Below are 15,528 nucleotides of genomic sequence, written 5' to 3'. Positions count from 1 at the left end.
CGCAATCGTCAAGCCTGAGCAAACAGACGGACATCGCGCGCATCCCAATCGACGAGCGCCTGCGTGCCGATCGCGAGGCCGCTGTCATGGCGATGCCCCGCCGGCATGCGAATCGAAATCTCCTGCTGCCACGGCGTCGCAACGGCGTAGTGCATCGCATCGCCGAGATACGTGATGTCGCGCACGGTGACGGGCAAGCTCGCTGCGTTGCGCGCACGGCTCGTGTGGTGCAGCGAGCGAATGTGCATCTGCTCGGGGCGAATCATCAGCGTGCCATCGTCGCCGGGCGTCAGCGCAGGATTGAACGCACCCGACGCCACTTCATGGCCGTTCGGAAACACGCCGTTCATCACGCCATCGTTGTTCGACTTCAGGCGCACCGGCAGGAAATTCGAATTGCCGATAAAGCTCGCGACAAAGCGCGATGCAGGATTCGCATACAGTTCCTCGCCCGTGCCGACCTGCTCGATGCGCCCTTTGTTGAACACCGCGATGCGGTCCGACAGGCGCAGCGCCTCTTCCTGATCGTGCGTCACGTAGAGAATCGTGACGCCCGTCTCCTGATGGATGCGGCGCAGTTCGAGCTGGATTTCCTCGCGCAGCTTCTTGTCGAGCGCGGAAAGCGGCTCGTCCATCAACAGCACAGGCGGATCGTAGGCGAGCGCGCGCGCAATCGCGACGCGCTGCTGCTGTCCGCCCGACAGTTGCGCGGGCATCCGGTCGCGGCACTCGGACAGATGCACGAGCGCGAGCATCTTGTCGACTTTCGCCTTCACTTCCGCATCGGGACGGCGGCGCACGCGCAACGGAAACGCGACGTTCTCGCCCACGGTCAGATGCGGGAACAGCGTATAGCGCTGAAACACCATGCCGATATTGCGCTTGTTCGGCGCGACGGAAAGCAGCGGCTTGCCGTCCAGCAGCGCGCGCCCTTCGCTCGGCTCCTGGAAACCCGCGACGATATAGAGCGTCGTGCTCTTGCCCGAGCCGGACGGCCCGAGAAAGGTCATGAACTCGCCCTTGCGCACATCGAGCGACACCTGATCGATGGCGACGACATCGTCGTAAGTCTTGCGCAAGCGCTGGATTTGCAGGAATTCAGTCATGTCTGGTTCACCTCGCTGGTTACGTCCATTAGCGCGCGCGGCGCAGCACGGCGCCCGCCAGCATCAATACAGTCGTCAGTCCGACGAGCAACGAAGACGCCGCCGCAACGACGGGCGTCAGGTCCTGTCGCAGCGTCGCCCAGATTCGCACGGGCAGCGTCTGCAGCGTCGGGCTCGCCATGAAGATCGACACCACCACTTCGTCCCACGACGCAAGGAACGAGAAGATCGCCGCAGCGAAGAGCCCGAGCCGGATCGCGGGCAGCGTGACGCGCAGCTTCACTTCGAGCGGCGACGCACCGCAAACCATCGCGGCATCTTCGAGCGCCGTGTCGAAGCTCGCGAGCGAGTTGCTGATCGAAATGATCGAGAACGGCAACGCGATGATCAGATGGCCGATCACGAAGCCCGTCATCGTGCCGTTCAGCCCGATGCGCAGGAAGAACGCATACAGCGCGACGGCGAGCACGACGACGGGCAGCACCATCGGCGTGAGAAAGAACGCCTGCACCGCGTTGCGTCCGCGAAACTTGCCGCGCACGAGTGCAAGCGACGCGAGAAAGCCGATCAGCACCGACAGCACCGTGACGATCACCGCGAGCTTCGCGCTCGTCAGCAGCGAGTCGAGCCAGCCTGCATCGGTAAACAACTGGCGATACCACTCCAGCGTCCAGCCCGGCGCCGGAAAGATGAGCCACTGCGAATCGCCGAACGACAGCGCGACGATGAACAGTATCGGCAGCAGAAGAAAGAGCGCGACGGCAGCGCCAACGGCGAGCAGCAGCCAGCGCAGCGAGCCTAGACGATCGAAATCGAGCAGCATGTCACCGTCCTCCAATACTTGCGCGCGCACTGCCCGTGAAGCGCAGTTGCAACGCGTAGAGCGCGAGCGTCACCGCGAGCAGCACGAATGCGGCAGCACCGGCGAGGCCCCAGTTCAGCAGTTCCTGCACGAGTTGCGCGACGAGTTCGGCGAGCATCATGTACGACGGGCCGCCGAGCAGCGCAGGCGTGACGAAGTAACCGAGCGCCATCACGAACACCATCAGCGCGCCGGATGCGACGCCGGGCATCGCGAGCGGCACCAGCACGCGCCAGAACGCCTGCCAGCGGCTCGCGCCGCAGATCGCGGCCGCGCGCAGCGTCGACGCATCGATGCTGCGCAATGTCGCGTGCAGCGGCATCACGAGAAACGGCAGCATGATGTACGTCATGCCGACCGTCACGCCGACGAGGTTGTTCACGAGCGTCAACGGCTCGCTGATGATGCCGAGCGCCATCAGCATGCGGTTGATCGGCCCCGTCTGTTGCAGCAGCACCATCCATGCGAACGTGCGTGCAAGCAGATTGGTCCACATCGACAGCAGCAGGATCGCGAACAAAAACGAACTCAGCTTGCGCGGCGCGATGGCGAGCAGCCACGCAGTCGGAAAGCCGATCGCGAGCGTCACGACCGTCACGACCGTCGCCACCAGAAAGGTGTTGCCGAATACGCGCAGATAGGTCGTCGAGCCGAGCAGTTGCTCGTAGTTGTGCAGACCCGGCGTCGGCTCGATCACGCTGCGCAACAGCAGCGACAGCACCGGCAGCAGAAAGAAGATCACGAGCAGCAACAGCGCGGGCACGAGCAGGCGAATGCTGCGCCAGTCGCGCCGCCGGCGCGTGGCCGTCGCGGGCGGATGCGCGACGGTACTCAGAACATTAGGCATGGTGTCTCCCATCCACTCCGATGACTATGCGGCGCTCATGTCGACGTTTGTGTCGACGCTGATGTCGACGCTCACGCAAAGCGCGCTTATTTCGACTGCCACGCGTACCAGCGCTTCGCGATCGCGTCGCGGTTCTCTGCCCAGTACTTCATGTCGAGATTGATCTGCGAAGACTTGTACTGATCGGGCAGCGTCTTCGCGATCGCGGGCGACATCAGCGCGGCCGATTTGACGTTGATCGGCGCATAGCCAGTGTCCGTTGCGAACTTCGCTTGCGCTTGCGGGCTGGTCGCGGCGGCGAGGTACTTCATCGCCTCGGCCTTGTGCTTCGCGCCCTTCGGGATCACGAGCATGTCGGCGGCCGTCAGGTTCTGGTTCCATGAAATGCCGACAGGCACGCCCGTCTGTTCGAGCGCATGCAGGCGGCCGTTCCAGAACATGCCGATGGGCGCTTCGCCCGATGCGAGCAGTTGCTGCGATTGCGCGCCGCCGCTCCACCAGACGATCTGACTCTTGATCGTGTCGAGCTTCTTGAACGCGCGGTCGAGATCGAGCGGATAGAGCTTGTTCGGCGGCACGCCGTCGGCGAGCAGCGCGATTTCGAGCACGCCGGGCGCCGACCATTTGTAGAGCGTGCGCTTGCCGGGGAATTTCTTCGTATCGAACAGATCGGCCCATGTCGACGGCTGCGCGCCCGCGTACTTCGCCTTGTTGTAGCCGAGCACGAACGAGTAGTAGAAGCTGCCCACTGCGGCCTGCGTCGCGAAGCGCGGGTCGAGCTCGTCCTTCTTCACGACGGAATAGTCAATCGGTTCGATCAGTCCTGCCTGTTGCGCGGCGTAGGCGAAGTCGCCTTCGACATCGACGACATCCCAGTTCACGTTGCCGCTGTCGACCATCGCCTTCAGCTTGCCGTAGTCGGTCGGGCCGTCCATCAGCACGTTGATGCCCGTCGCCTGCGTGAACGGCTGCGCCCAGTTCTTCTGTTGCGAAGATTGCGTGGTGCCGCCCCAGCTCGTGAAGACGATCGGGTCCGCGGCGAGGACGGGCGCGGACACCAGCGTCGCCGCGCACAGCGCGACCAGCGGCGCAATGAAAGAAGTGCTTCTGCTGCTCATGTCTGTCTCCATGAAATACGTTTTGTATCGGGGCAACGTGTACGGCGGCCAGCCGGACGCTCTCTCTCAGGTTCTCAGGTCAGCGGCGAGAAACGCGCCGGCTTCATGATCTTGTTTTCCATCTCTTCCATCAGCGCCTGAATCTTCGGCGCAAAGGCCTGCCATGCAGCGTCTTCGGCGAGCGCGGCGCGGCGGCGCTCGCGTTCGTCGAGACTCGGATAGGCCCAGATATGCACGATCTGATTCAGCGGACCGACCTCCGAAAAGAAGTAGCCGACCAGTTGACCCAGATACCGCTTCTGCAACTCGATGCCCTCCTCCTCGACGAGCTTCAGATAGGCGGGCACGGCGCCCGTCTTGATGCGGTACGTGCGGATTTCGTAAAACATGCGGGCTCCTGTTCCTCGCTTCGTGTTCGAGCGTTGATCGCGATTAGCGCATCACGAACGGATCGGCGATCGGTTCATCCGATGTGCGAATCCAGACCGATTTCGTGCGCGTGTAATCGAGCACCGCTTCGAGGCCGCCCTCGCGTCCGAGTCCGCTCAAACCGTAGCCGCCGAACGGCACGATCGGCGACACCGCGCGATACGTGTTGACCCACACGATGCCCGCGCGCAACGCACGCGTCAGTCGATGCGCGCGCGTCAGGTCGCGCGTGAACACGCCGGACGCGAGGCCATAGCGCGTGTCATTCGCGAGCGCGACCGCGTCGGCTTCCGTATCGAATGTGACGACGCTGAGCACCGGCCCGAACAGTTCTTCCATCACGCTCGGCACTTGCGCACTCGGACAATCGACGATGGTCGGCATGAAGTAGTTGCCCTTGCTCGCGCCGTCAGGCTGCTTGCCGCCCGTCACGATGCGCCCGCCCGCTTCGACGCTCGCGCGCAGCACGCGCTCGATGTGTTCGAGTTGACGGCGCGTCGCGAGCGGTCCCATTTCAGTCGCCATGTCCTGCGGATTGCCGATGCGGATCGCCTGTGCCTTTGCGATCAGACGCTCGACAAGCGCATCGTGAATGCCGCGCTGCACGACGAGACGCGAGCCCGCGACACAGCTTTGCCCCGTCGCCGCGAAGATGCCCGCGACGACGGCGTTGCATGTGCTGTCGAGATCGGCGTCGTCGAAGACCAGCACGGGCGATTTGCCGCCCAGTTCCAGCGACATCGCCGCGAGGTTCTCCGCCGAATTGCGCACGACGTGACGCGCCGTTTCGGGGCCGCCCGTGAAAGCGATCTTCGACACGAGCGGATGACTCGTCAGCGTGCGGCCGCAATTGTTGCCGAAGCCCGTCACGATGTTGACGACGCCCTTCGGAAAGCCCGCTTCGTGCACGAGCCGCGCGAATTCGAGCAGCGGCGCGGGGCCGTCTTCGGATGCCTTGAGGACAATCGTGCAACCCGCCGCGAGCGCGGGCCCGACCTTTACCGCCGACAGAAAAAGCTGCGAATTCCACGGCACGATGCCCGCGACGACGCCGACGGGCTCGCGACGCAGCGTCACTTCCATATCGGGCTTGTCGACGGGCAGCCACGCGCCCTGGATCTTGTCGGCGACGCCCGCGTAATAGCGGTAGTACTCGGCGACATAGCCGATCTGCGCGCGCGTCTCGCGGATGATCTTGCCCGTGTCCTGCGTTTCGAGTTCCGCGAGACGCGGCGCATGTTGCGCGACGAGATCGGCGAGCTTGTACAACAGCTTGCCGCGCGCGCTCGCCGTCAGGTTCGCCCACGCCGGATCGTTCAGCGCACGATGCGCGGCGCGCACCGCGCGGTCGACATCTTCGGCGCTCGCGGCAGGCATGCGCGCCCACACGTCGCCCGTCGACGGATCGACGCTGTCGAAATGCTCGCGCGCATCTTCGAATGCACCGTCGATGTATTGCTGGAACCGCTGGACCATGTCAGCCACTCCAATCAGAGGATTGCTTCAATGCTTGTCGAAAGCGGGCATCACGTCGGAGATGAACAGCTCCAGTGACTTGCGCTTGCGCTCGAAGCTCATGTGACTGTCGAGCCAGAAGCTGTACTGGTCATAGCCGAGTTCTTCGTAACCCTTGAGCCGCGCGATCACCTGCTTCGGCTCGCCGATCACGAGGTTCTTGCGAATCGACTCGGCCGAGTACTGCGGGAACATCTCGACGTCGGCGTCCGTCAGCGGCTCGATGAAACCTTGCGTGACGGGGCGCTCGTTCTTGAACCATTTGCTGAAGTAGCGATAGAAGCGCGCGAGGTCCTCGACGGCCGCATCCACTTCGGCCGCGTTCGCGCCGACGAACGTATGCATCAGCATCATCACCTGCGGACGCGGCACGTCCGGATGCGCGGCACACGCGGCATTGAAGCGCTCGATCAGGCTCACGACTTCGGCATCGCCGGAAGCCAGCGACGTCACCTGCACGTTGCAGCCGTTCGCGACGGCGAACGCATGCGAGTTCGGATCGCGCGCGGCGAGCCACATCGGCGGATGAGGCTGCTGGACGGGACGCGGCACCGGCGTGCTCTTTGGCCACGACCAGTACTCGCCTTCGTGCGCGTAATCGCCTTCGAAGAGCTTGCGCAGCGCGGGCACCAGCTCGCGCATCCGCGCGCCCGCGCTCATTGCATCGAGCCCCGGCAGCAAGCGTTCGTATTCGAACGAGTACGCGCCGCGCGCGATGCCGAGATCGAGCCGCCCGTTGCTCGCGACATCGACCATGCCCGCTTCGCCCGCGAGCGCAATCGGATGCCAGAACGGCGCGATCACCGTGCCCGTACCCAGTCGAATGCGCTCCGTCTTTGCGGCGAGATACGACAGATTGACGAACGGGTTCGGCGCGATCGTGAACTCCATCGCGTGATGCTCGCCGATCCATGCCGTCTCGAACCCGCCGCGCTCGGCGATCTGCACGAGCTCGGTCATCTGGTCGAACAGCTCGCGATGCGACGTCGTGTTGTCGTACCGCTCCATGTGCAGAAACAGCGAAAATTTCATGATGTGTGGCCTCTCGTATGGATCAGTGAGCAAGCGCAAGCGTCTGCACCGTACCGGCTTCCGTATCGCCGACGTAAATGCCGAATGCGTCTTCGCTGCGTTCGCGCACATAGCGTTCGAGCATCGAGCGCACGGCTTCGTCGCGCAATTCGTCCCACGGAATCTGCGACAACGGCACGATGCGGATCGAGCTATCGATCCATGCAGCGCCGCTGTCGATCACGCGGCCGCGATAATAGATTTGTACACTCGGCGCCTGTCCGCTGCCCGATTCGAAGACGGCAAAAATGAAGTCGAGATGCGCGTCGAGACCGAGCTTCGCGAGCACGCCGCGCAGGCTCGCCGCGTCGCTCGCGGGTTCGAGCTTGATGCCTGTCGGCAACTGCAATCCCTTTGGCGTGTCGAGCAGCACGAGTCCATCGCGATGTTCGAGAATCGCGCCCACTTGGGCGCGCGAACTGGCCGCCGCCAACGCATCCTGCGACAGGCTGAAGTTCACATACGCGCCCCGGCAATAGCCGAGCGGCGACGAGCTCGTATGAACAAAATCGACGACGCGTCCGATCAATATGATGTGATCGCCGGCATCGACGACTTCATGCGTCGTGCAGTCGAAGCTCGCGGCCGCATCGTCCATCACGGGCGCGCCCGTCGTGCGCGCGTGCCACGCGACTTGCGAGAACTTGTCGGCGGCCTTGGATGCGAACACGCCCGACACCGCTTTCTGATCTTCGGCGAGCACGCTGACTGCGAAGCTGCGTGTCTGCGAAAACACCGCGTAGCTCGACGCCGTCTTCGCGATGCACACGAGAATCAACGGCGGATCGAGCGACACCGACGTGAACGAATTCGCCGTGAAGCCGCGTGGCGAGCCGTCCGGCTGGATCGTCGTGACGACCGTCACGCCCGTCACGAACGCGCCGAGCGCGCGGCGAAACCCGGCGATGTCGAAAGCCTGTTCCGCGATTTGCTCGTTGCTTCGCTCAGTGGTCCGCTCATTGGTCCGCTCAGTCATGGCGTTCTCCAGGAATCGTTCGGTGCTTCGGGTTGAAAGCTCGCGCCGGGTTCGCCGCCGATGCTTCGGCGAGGAACGCGAGCAGCTTTTCGTTCACGCGCGCCGGATCGGTGACGTTCATCATGTGGCGCTCGTTCGCGATGATCTCTGCGCGGCCGAACGGCGCGGCGGCCGCCATCGCTACCGACATCGACGGGCTCGAATTCGGATCGCACTCGCCCGTGAGAAAGAGCGCGGGCACGGCGAGACTCGCGAGGCGGCCGACGTGCGCATCGTCCGAGCTGGCAAAGAGCCGGTAAGTGCGCGCATAGCCGACGGGATCGACGGACAGCAGCAGCTCGCGCACGGCCTGCGCCGCCTGCGTCAGATGAACGGGAATCGGATCGCCGAACCAGCGCGACAGCGTCGCGTCGACGCCCGCGTTCGGGCTCACACCGGCAGGCGCGTCGTCGTCCAGCGTTGCGGCGCGCGTCATGACGGCTTCGCGCTGCGCGGGCGTGCGGTCGTACACCGCGTTCAGCGCCGCGACGCTCAGCGTGCGCTGCGGATGCGTCAGCGCGAATTCGAGTGCGACGAGCGCACCCATCGAATGCCCGACGATATGCGCGCGCCCGATTCGCATCGTGTCCAGCAGCGCTTCGAGTTGCGCCGCGTATTCGTCGAGCGTCGGCGCGGGCGTCGGCAGCGCGCTGTCGCCATGACCGAGCATGTCGTACACGACGACCTGGAACGACGCCGTCAACGCGTCGATCTGCGGCGCCCATACGCTCTGGTTCATGCCCACGCCGTGGATCAGCACGACCGTCTCGCCGCTCTCGTCGCAGCGCGGCGCGTAGACGCTATAGCTCGTGCCCGCGGCCTCGCCCTGCGACACCGCCCGCTCGGGCGCCAGTTCAGGCTTCATTGGATTCGAGTTCCTTCAGATCCTGATAACGGTCGCCGATACGGTGATGCGGACGGCCTCCAATCGATGCGCCCAGCGCGATCACGAGTTCATCGGGCGCGGGTGCATCGACGATCGAAAACTGCACGGTCAGATAGTGCGAGCGCATGCCTTCGTCGTGCTTGTGCATCAGCGGAATCGAGATCGGGCAGTTCGGGCCGCCGCGCAAGTTCGTGAAGCTCAGATAGCTCTTCGCGCCGACGGCCTTGCGGTAGTGGTTGCCGAAACGCAGCGTGTGAATCAACGCGGACGCGTGTTCGATTTCGCCCGACGTGCCGACGATGGCCGCCTTGCCGTAGCCTTCGATCGCGTCGCCGGAACCCGCGACGCGCAGCATTTCCGCCGTCAGCATTTCGCCGAGCTGCGGCGCGAGCGCGTGGATCTCCGGCTTCAGGTCTTCGACGAAGCCGCGCCCCGCCCACGGATTGCGCAGCACGGCTGCCGCGCCGAACAGCTTCAACGGTCGGGCCGCTTCCTTGCCGCCTTCGATAAAGGTCTCTTCGATGTAAGTGACCAGCTTGCGCACTTCCAGCTTCATATCGATTTCTCCTGAGTGGGCCCGAGGCCGTGATCTGCGATTCGTTGAGATTATGGTATGCCATCTTATGGACTACACCAAGCAGCAAAGTATTATGGAATACCATGATATGGATCGCGCGATTTCAGGCACGGTTTTCGGCGCGCGGGGCGTTGTGCAGCGCGGCAGATCGCCAGGGCGGCGGACGGCAGGCGTCTACGGGCGAGAACGGCGGATCAAATGAAAAAGGCCGCCGGGAGCGCCGGCGGCCTTTGGTTCGTCAGTGTTGGCGGGCGAAAAGATCAGCCGTTGTCGGCGGCTTCCTGCTGCTGCGCGAGCGCGCTCAAAGCCAGCTCCGCCGTGCGCCTGATATGCGCGAAGGACGCCGCCGATGCCGCGTCGCCGTCGCGCCGCTCGATCGCATCGAGCAGCTTGTTCATCTCGCGGTTCGACTCGTCGCCACGGCCCGGCGTCGCGATGGTCAATGCGCGCAGCCGGTTGATGCGCGCGTTCAGCGTCTTGACGACGGCCAGCGACACGCGCTTTTGCGCGCCGTCGAACATCGCCTCGTAGAAGCGCTCGGTGAATTCGAGCACGCGCGGCATGTCGCGCTGTTCGAATGCATCCTCGATGGTTTTGCGGATGTCGCGCAGTTGCCGGACGAGCTCAGGCGTCGATTGTTCGGCGCACGCGCGCGCGGCGTTTGCCTCCAGCAGGCCGCGCAGCTCGTAGATCTCGCCGACCTGCTCGGGATCGAGCCGCGCGACGATCGGCCCTTTCTGCGCGACGATCTCGACGAGTCCTTCCGTCTCGAGATGCCGGAGCACTTCACGCACGACTGTGCGGCTCACGCCCAGTTCGTCGCACAGCGTGCGCTCGACGAGCCGTGTGCCCGGCCGGAAATAGCCTTGCACGATGGCGCCGCGCAGCTTGTCTAGCGTGAGTTCCCGCAGCGTCTTGGCGTTGCGGTCGATTTTGAGGTCGGACATAGGCGGCAAAGAGGAAAAAGGACGACGGTCCCGCCGCGCGTTCGATGCGCCGAAGCGCGCCGGCTGGAATGCCATATTATCGTTCATCTCACTATGATGCCGATCTGCAAGTCAGAGCGCGGTGGGTTTGCAGCATCGAATCGTCGCGCGGTCGCGCGCTCATCACGCCGGAGCGCTGCGTGCGATCGGTTGATCGGCTGATCGGCGATTGGAGGCAGCGTCAGCCGGCCCGCCTATCGCCATTGCGCGATGCGTCGCGCGGGACTGGCCACGAGCAACAGGATCGTCATCACGCAGAACGCAGCGCCCGCGTAGAACGTCGCAGCCGCGCCGATCCGGTCCCACAACGCGCCCGCGATCACGCTCGATATCAGCGTCACGATTCCGCTCGACAGATTGAAGATGCCGAATGCCGTGCCGCGCAAATGCGCGGGCGCGCTATGCGACACCATCGCTGCGAGCAGCCCTTGCGTCATGCCCATGTGCAGGCCCCACAACGCGACGCCCACGAGCAGAATGCCCCAGTGAACAGCGTGCGCGAGCACGACATCGGCTGCGCAGAGAATCGCGAGCCCGACGATCAGCAGGCGGATATGGCTCGTCGAATCGGCGAGCTTGCCGAGCGGATACGCGGACAACGAATAGACGACGTTCATCGCGACCATCACGAGCGGCACGAGCGCGATCGGCACGCCGCTGTTCATTGCGCGCAACACGAGAAAGGCCTCGCTGAAACGCGCGAGCGCGAACACGGCGCCGACGGCGACGACCCACCAATAGGCACGTCCGAGTTGACGGATGTTGTCGCGGCGAATCGGATTGACGCGCTTTGCGCCCTCATGCCGCAACGGCTCGTCGATGCCGAGCGTCAGCAGCACGACGGCCAGCACGCCGGGAATCACGGCAAGCCAGAACGCGAGCCTGAAATCGTCGGCCCACATCAGCATGATGACGACGGCGAACAGCGGCCCGAGAAATGCGCCCACCGTATCGAGCGACTGCCGCAGCCCGAACGCGGCGCCGCGCAGATGCGGCGGCGTGACGTCGGCGACGAGCGCATCGCGCGGCGCGCCGCGTATGCCCTTGCCGATCCGGTCCATCACGCGGGCGGTCACGACGAAGCCGAGCGTCGGCGCAATCGCGAACAGCGGCTTGCTCAGCGCGCCGAGTCCGTAGCCCGCGACGGCGAGCCATTTGCGATTGCCGAGATAGTCGCTGAGCACGCCGGAGAACACCTTGACGACGGGCGCCGTCGCCTCGGCAACACCCTCGATGATGCCGATCGTCGCCGCGCTCGCGCCGAGGCTCGCCATCATGAACATCGGCAGCAAGCTATGGATGATCTCGGACGACACGTCCATCAACAGGCTGACACAGCCGAGCACCCAGACGCTGTTGGGTATCTGTCGAAGCGTACTGAGTCGTGACGGTGTTTGCATCAGGCGTTCGATGACGGATCAATGCTCGGTCAGATGGCACGGCACCGATGAAGCTAGCTGGCCGCGAGATACATTGCCGCGAAGAACAACGCCGCGATCAGCGTGATCGCGCTCGCCGCGAAGTTCAGCCAGAACGCGACACTTTGCGCCGGCGGCGTGATGTTGCACGCGCGGCACCAGCGCGCGTATCGGGAATAGAACGAACCCGCGTTGACGGTGATCCACATCAGCGAGAGCGCGCCGATGAAAAACGTCCACGCGAGAATGCCCAGCAGAACATGCGATCGTTCCATATCAGTGCGCTGTATTCGCGAGTCCGGCTATTGCAGGTTCAGCCGCTGCTGCGTGAATAGTGCAACGACGAGAGCGTTTCGAGCAATTGCAATTGTCCATGAGTCGAGAAAACGAATGCTGTTTCTGGCGTGCCATTTTAACAAGCCGATAAGAAAGCTTTCTGTCAGTGCAAAACGCCCGCTTGATGACCAACCGCATCTCCACAGCGTTTAAGTCTCGTTTAATCCGCCCCGCCTAGATTGAAATCGCCGCGACGCTGCAACCACACACGGTATTTCGCCAACCGCTCCGCTCGCTCAGATCGCGCGCATTCGAAAAGCAATGCCGCGTCATCGACGCACTTATCTTCACGATGGAGATCGTCATGAACTCATACGCCAAAACAGGTCTTCTTGCCATCACGCTCGTGCTTGCGCAGACCTCGAATGTCGTGTTCGCCGCGACGCCGAACCTGCCGCCGCTTCAGCATGAGGGCAACGTCGCGTATCTGTCGGGCGGCGTAGGCAGCGATCAATCGGCCGCGCTCAAGGACGAAATGCACAAGTACCCGCTCGTGCTCGAATTCGCGGGCAAGACGCATCAGGGTAACGAATATCTCGCGGACATCCCTGTTCATATCACCGACATGCACGGCGCGACCTTGCTGAAGGCCACTTCGCATGGACCATTCATGCTCGCGTCGCTACCGGACGGACGCTACAGGATCACCGTCAGCTACGAAGGCAAGACGCAGCAGCGCGTGGTCGATGTCAAGCCGTCGACGCATGTTCGCACGCTGTTCCTGTGGCCGGCGGAAACGACACAAGCGACGACACAAGCAGCGCGAGCGGATGGGAGCACGACGTGAGCGCGGTCGTCGACGCGCCGCCCGACGAGGCAAGACGCCGATGGATGATCGCGACGACAGTAGCAGGCGGCGTTGCAGGCGTCGCACTCGTGACGCCCTTCGTCGATTCGTTCCGGCCGCCCGCGTCCGCGCTGGCGGCGGGCGCACCCGTAACGGTCGATATCAGCCGTCTTCAGTCCGGCGACATGCTGACGGTCGCGTGGCGCGGCAAGCCCGTCTTCGTCGTCAATCGCACTGATTCGATGATGGCCGCTGTACGCGCCGCCGATCCGTTCGTCGCCGATCCTCATAGCGAGCGGCCGTTCTCGATGCCATTGCCCGCGTATTGCCGCAACGAGTACCGCTCGCGCGCGGAACGCAAGAACCTGCTCGTCGTGGTGGGCGTCTGCACGCATCTGGGATGCACGCCGAGTCCGCGCTTTCAGTCGGGCCCGCAGCCCAATTTGCCCGACGACTGGCCCGGCGGATTTCTCTGTCCGTGTCACGGCTCGACCTATGACCTTGCGGGTCGCGTGTTCAAGGACAAGCCCGCGCCGCAGAATCTCGACGTGCCGCGCTACCGATACGAGAGCGCGAACAGCGTCGTGATCGGCGCGGATGAGCAGGGCGAAGCGGCGTAGGAAGCGTCGATGCTGGACTTTGACTTTTCGATAACAGCAATCCTTTTGCACGAGAACAGCCAGGAGATGAGATCACGACGGCTCACTAGCCTCGCGAGAACATACGCCGCTGTACACTTCCGGGCAACGTCGCCCCGCCGACGCTTCCCGAGCGATGCACCATGGACCGGATCGATGCAATGAAAGTGTTCGTCGCGACGCTGGACGAAGGGAGCCTCGCGGGCGCGAGCCGGCGCCTCGGCCGTTCGCCCGCTGCCGTGAGCCGCGCCATAGCGTTTCTCGAAGAGCACGTCGGGTCGCCGCTTCTGCATCGAACGACGCGCACCATCAAGCTCAGCGAAGCCGGCGAGCGCTACGCCGCTGCATGCCGGCGCATCCTGACCGATCTCGAAGAAGCCGACCTGCTGGTCGCAAGCGAGCGCTCCGCGCCGCGCGGCCTGCTCACGGTCACGGCACCTGTGGCTGCGGGCCAGGATTTGCTGCGGCCCATCCTCGACGCCTTCATCGATCAACACCCCGCCGTCTCTGTCCGCCTGCACATGCTCGACCGTCCCGTCAGCCTGATCGACGAGGGGATCGACGTCGCGCTGCGCATCGCGCATCTGCCCGATTCGACGCTGATCGCGATTCCTGTCGGCGAAACGCGGCGCGTCGTGACGGCATCGCCGCGCTATCTCGCGACACATCCGAAGATTCGCGAACCCGCCGACCTCGAGCAACACCCGATCATCTCGATGACGCACTTCGGTCTCGATTCATGGAGCTTTCCGCCAGCAGAAGGCTCGAGCGTTGCGCAAGTCGTGCGCTTCTCGCCACGGCTGATCGTCAACAGCATCGATGCAGCCGTCGCCTCTGCCGTCGAAGGGCGCGGCGTCACGCGCGTGTTCTCCTATCACGTCGCGCAGCAGGTGAAGGACGGCAAGCTCGCAATCGTCCTGCGCGACAGCGAACACGCGCCGTTGCCCGTTCATCTGCTCACGCCGCATGGCCGCCTGTCGGTGCCGAAGGTGCGCGCGTTCGTCGACTTCGCCGCGCCGCGTCTGCGCCGGCACTTCAAGCAGCTACAGCGCATCACCGACGCGCGCTGATCCCTCCACTCGCTCCATTGAACCGCGTTGCGGAATAATGTCTGCCGCACTGCGTGGATTCTCTCTGTGACCGGTTGAATCTAGACTTGCTCCATCGAAACGGGCCGTGCGCGGCCCGATCCGTTCAAGGAGCAGGCCATGGGTGCCGAACAGAAAGTGGTGATCGTCACGGGCGCGTCGCAAGGCATCGGCGCGGCACTGGTGGACGCGTTTCGCGAGCGCAACTATCGCGTCGTCGCGACGTCGCGCACGATCCGCGAAAGCGATGATCCGGATATCGCGACGGTGCAAGGCAATATCGCAGCCCCTGAGACCGCGCATAAAGTGATCGCCGTCGCGCTCGAACGTTTCGGCCGTATCGATACGCTGGTCAACAACGCGGGCCTCTTCATCGCGAAGCCTTTCGAAGAGTACACGCCCGAAGACTTTGAAGCCGTCATGTCGATCAACGTACACGGCTTCTTTCACATCACGCAGCGCGCGCTCGCCGAGATGAGCAGCAAGCGCAGCGGCCACGTCGTCAATATCACGGCGAGCCTCGTCGATCGCCCGCTCGCCGCGCGGCCCGCTGCAGTGGCCGCGCTGACGAAAGGCGGCCTGAATGCCGTGACGCGCTCGCTGTCGATCGAATACGCGTCGCGCGGCATTCGCGTGAACGCCATCGCGCCCGGCATCATCAAGACGCCGATGCATCCGCGCGAGAAGCATGACGCACTCGCGCGGTTGCTTCCGCTAGGGCGTCTTGGCGAAGCGGCCGATATCGCCGAAGCCGTGCTGTATCTGGAATCGGCGGCATTCGTGACGGGCGAGATCCTGCACGTGGATGGCGGCAGCAATGTCGGAGCCTGATTCGATTCTTTCCATTGC

At 64.0% G+C, this 15,528-nt stretch carries 17 protein-coding genes; 4 read left to right on the top strand and 13 right to left on the bottom strand.

Going from position 1 to position 15,528, the window contains the following annotated elements; translation table 11 throughout:
* Window positions 1-8: 8 nt before the first annotated feature.
* From VSR68_RS09210 to VSR68_RS09150, 13 genes are all read right to left on the bottom strand, one after another.
* Entirely contained in the window at window positions 9-1,106 is a 1,098-nt protein-coding gene (locus VSR68_RS09210; RefSeq protein ID WP_342939536.1) for an ABC transporter ATP-binding protein, read from the bottom strand.
* Between the two features lie 28 nt (window positions 1,107-1,134).
* Window positions 1,135-1,929: an ABC transporter permease gene (locus VSR68_RS09205; protein WP_342939535.1), complete on the bottom strand. Its 795-nt coding sequence runs from the start codon at window positions 1,927-1,929 to the stop codon at window positions 1,135-1,137.
* Window position 1,930: 1 nt separating this feature from the next.
* Window positions 1,931-2,815, bottom strand: coding sequence for an ABC transporter permease (locus VSR68_RS09200; protein WP_152759383.1), 885 nt, complete (start codon window positions 2,813-2,815; stop codon window positions 1,931-1,933).
* An 86-nt stretch (window positions 2,816-2,901) separates the two neighbouring features.
* Window positions 2,902-3,933, bottom strand: a complete 1,032-nt coding sequence (locus VSR68_RS09195) for an ABC transporter substrate-binding protein (RefSeq protein WP_087738298.1) — start codon at window positions 3,931-3,933, stop codon at window positions 2,902-2,904.
* A gap of 74 nt (window positions 3,934-4,007) precedes the next feature.
* The gene (locus tag VSR68_RS09190) at window positions 4,008-4,322 is read right to left on the bottom strand and encodes an NIPSNAP family protein (RefSeq protein ID WP_342939534.1); all 315 of its coding nucleotides are present in this window, start codon (window positions 4,320-4,322) and stop codon (window positions 4,008-4,010) included.
* 43 nt (window positions 4,323-4,365) lie between these two features.
* Window positions 4,366-5,838, bottom strand: coding sequence for an aldehyde dehydrogenase (locus VSR68_RS09185; protein WP_342939533.1), 1,473 nt, complete (start codon window positions 5,836-5,838; stop codon window positions 4,366-4,368).
* A 27-nt stretch (window positions 5,839-5,865) separates the two neighbouring features.
* Window positions 5,866-6,909 carry an LLM class flavin-dependent oxidoreductase gene (locus tag VSR68_RS09180; protein WP_342939532.1) on the bottom strand — a complete coding sequence of 348 codons (1,044 nt, stop codon included), beginning with the start codon at window positions 6,907-6,909 and terminating at the stop codon, window positions 5,866-5,868.
* Window positions 6,910-6,931: 22 nt separating this feature from the next.
* The gene (locus VSR68_RS09175) at window positions 6,932-7,924 is read right to left on the bottom strand and encodes a flavin reductase family protein (RefSeq protein ID WP_342939531.1); all 993 of its coding nucleotides are present in this window, start codon (window positions 7,922-7,924) and stop codon (window positions 6,932-6,934) included.
* On the bottom strand, window positions 7,917-8,828 hold the full coding sequence (locus tag VSR68_RS09170) for an alpha/beta fold hydrolase (protein ID WP_342939530.1): 912 nt from the start codon (window positions 8,826-8,828) through the stop codon (window positions 7,917-7,919). Before VSR68_RS09170 ends, VSR68_RS09175 begins: the two co-directional genes overlap by 8 nt.
* The gene (locus tag VSR68_RS09165; RefSeq protein ID WP_090865848.1) at window positions 8,818-9,405 is read right to left on the bottom strand and encodes an amino acid synthesis family protein; all 588 of its coding nucleotides are present in this window, start codon (window positions 9,403-9,405) and stop codon (window positions 8,818-8,820) included. The genes VSR68_RS09170 and VSR68_RS09165 overlap by 11 nt, the downstream gene beginning before the upstream one ends.
* A gap of 281 nt (window positions 9,406-9,686) precedes the next feature.
* The gene (locus tag VSR68_RS09160; protein WP_342939529.1) at window positions 9,687-10,373 is read right to left on the bottom strand and encodes a GntR family transcriptional regulator; all 687 of its coding nucleotides are present in this window, start codon (window positions 10,371-10,373) and stop codon (window positions 9,687-9,689) included.
* A 233-nt stretch (window positions 10,374-10,606) separates the two neighbouring features.
* Complete coding sequence (locus VSR68_RS09155; RefSeq protein WP_342939528.1) at window positions 10,607-11,812, bottom strand: MFS transporter; 1,206 nt, start codon at window positions 11,810-11,812, stop codon at window positions 10,607-10,609.
* A 53-nt stretch (window positions 11,813-11,865) separates the two neighbouring features.
* The gene (locus VSR68_RS09150) at window positions 11,866-12,105 is read right to left on the bottom strand and encodes a hypothetical protein (RefSeq protein ID WP_342939527.1); all 240 of its coding nucleotides are present in this window, start codon (window positions 12,103-12,105) and stop codon (window positions 11,866-11,868) included.
* A 365-nt stretch (window positions 12,106-12,470) separates the two neighbouring features.
* Between VSR68_RS09150 and VSR68_RS09145 the strand changes: the two genes are divergently transcribed.
* The 4 genes from VSR68_RS09145 to VSR68_RS09130 all read left to right on the top strand — a co-directional run bounded on the left by VSR68_RS09145 (window position 12,471) and on the right by VSR68_RS09130 (window position 15,510).
* Complete coding sequence (locus tag VSR68_RS09145; protein WP_342939526.1) at window positions 12,471-12,953, top strand: carboxypeptidase regulatory-like domain-containing protein; 483 nt, start codon at window positions 12,471-12,473, stop codon at window positions 12,951-12,953.
* Complete coding sequence (petA, locus tag VSR68_RS09140; RefSeq protein WP_342939525.1) at window positions 12,950-13,573, top strand: ubiquinol-cytochrome c reductase iron-sulfur subunit; 624 nt, start codon at window positions 12,950-12,952, stop codon at window positions 13,571-13,573. The genes VSR68_RS09145 and petA overlap by 4 nt, the downstream gene beginning before the upstream one ends.
* Before the next feature lie 161 nt (window positions 13,574-13,734).
* Window positions 13,735-14,661 carry a LysR family transcriptional regulator gene (locus VSR68_RS09135; RefSeq protein ID WP_342939524.1) on the top strand — a complete coding sequence of 309 codons (927 nt, stop codon included), beginning with the start codon at window positions 13,735-13,737 and terminating at the stop codon, window positions 14,659-14,661.
* Window positions 14,662-14,799: 138 nt separating this feature from the next.
* Window positions 14,800-15,510 carry an SDR family NAD(P)-dependent oxidoreductase gene (locus VSR68_RS09130; protein ID WP_342939523.1) on the top strand — a complete coding sequence of 237 codons (711 nt, stop codon included), beginning with the start codon at window positions 14,800-14,802 and terminating at the stop codon, window positions 15,508-15,510.
* Window positions 15,511-15,528 lie beyond the last annotated feature (18 nt).

The sequence above is a fragment of the Paraburkholderia phymatum genome (assembly GCF_038900715.1).
GTDB classification, from domain to species: domain Bacteria; phylum Pseudomonadota; class Gammaproteobacteria; order Burkholderiales; family Burkholderiaceae; genus Paraburkholderia; species Paraburkholderia phymatum_A.
This window is presented reverse-complemented; position numbering and strand designations above follow the sequence as displayed.

Coding starts and splice junctions, on each gene's coding strand:
- VSR68_RS09190 (WP_342939534.1), bottom strand. CDS start 4,322: ATGTTTTACGAAATCCGCACGTACCGCATCAAGACGGGCGCCGTGCCC.
- VSR68_RS09175 (WP_342939531.1), bottom strand. CDS start 7,924: ATGACTGAGCGGACCAATGAGCGGACCACTGAGCGAAGCAACGAGCAA.
- VSR68_RS09180 (WP_342939532.1), bottom strand. CDS start 6,909: ATGAAATTTTCGCTGTTTCTGCACATGGAGCGGTACGACAACACGACG.
- VSR68_RS09145 (WP_342939526.1), top strand. CDS start 12,471: ATGAACTCATACGCCAAAACAGGTCTTCTTGCCATCACGCTCGTGCTT.
- VSR68_RS09210 (WP_342939536.1), bottom strand. CDS start 1,106: ATGACTGAATTCCTGCAAATCCAGCGCTTGCGCAAGACTTACGACGAT.
- VSR68_RS09170 (WP_342939530.1), bottom strand. CDS start 8,828: ATGAAGCCTGAACTGGCGCCCGAGCGGGCGGTGTCGCAGGGCGAGGCC.
- VSR68_RS09200 (WP_152759383.1), bottom strand. CDS start 2,815: ATGCCTAATGTTCTGAGTACCGTCGCGCATCCGCCCGCGACGGCCACG.
- VSR68_RS09135 (WP_342939524.1), top strand. CDS start 13,735: ATGGACCGGATCGATGCAATGAAAGTGTTCGTCGCGACGCTGGACGAA.
- VSR68_RS09160 (WP_342939529.1), bottom strand. CDS start 10,373: ATGTCCGACCTCAAAATCGACCGCAACGCCAAGACGCTGCGGGAACTC.
- VSR68_RS09195 (WP_087738298.1), bottom strand. CDS start 3,933: ATGAGCAGCAGAAGCACTTCTTTCATTGCGCCGCTGGTCGCGCTGTGC.
- VSR68_RS09150 (WP_342939527.1), bottom strand. CDS start 12,105: ATGGAACGATCGCATGTTCTGCTGGGCATTCTCGCGTGGACGTTTTTC.
- VSR68_RS09165 (WP_090865848.1), bottom strand. CDS start 9,405: ATGAAGCTGGAAGTGCGCAAGCTGGTCACTTACATCGAAGAGACCTTT.
- VSR68_RS09185 (WP_342939533.1), bottom strand. CDS start 5,838: ATGGTCCAGCGGTTCCAGCAATACATCGACGGTGCATTCGAAGATGCG.
- VSR68_RS09155 (WP_342939528.1), bottom strand. CDS start 11,812: ATGCAAACACCGTCACGACTCAGTACGCTTCGACAGATACCCAACAGC.
- VSR68_RS09205 (WP_342939535.1), bottom strand. CDS start 1,929: ATGCTGCTCGATTTCGATCGTCTAGGCTCGCTGCGCTGGCTGCTGCTC.
- VSR68_RS09130 (WP_342939523.1), top strand. CDS start 14,800: ATGGGTGCCGAACAGAAAGTGGTGATCGTCACGGGCGCGTCGCAAGGC.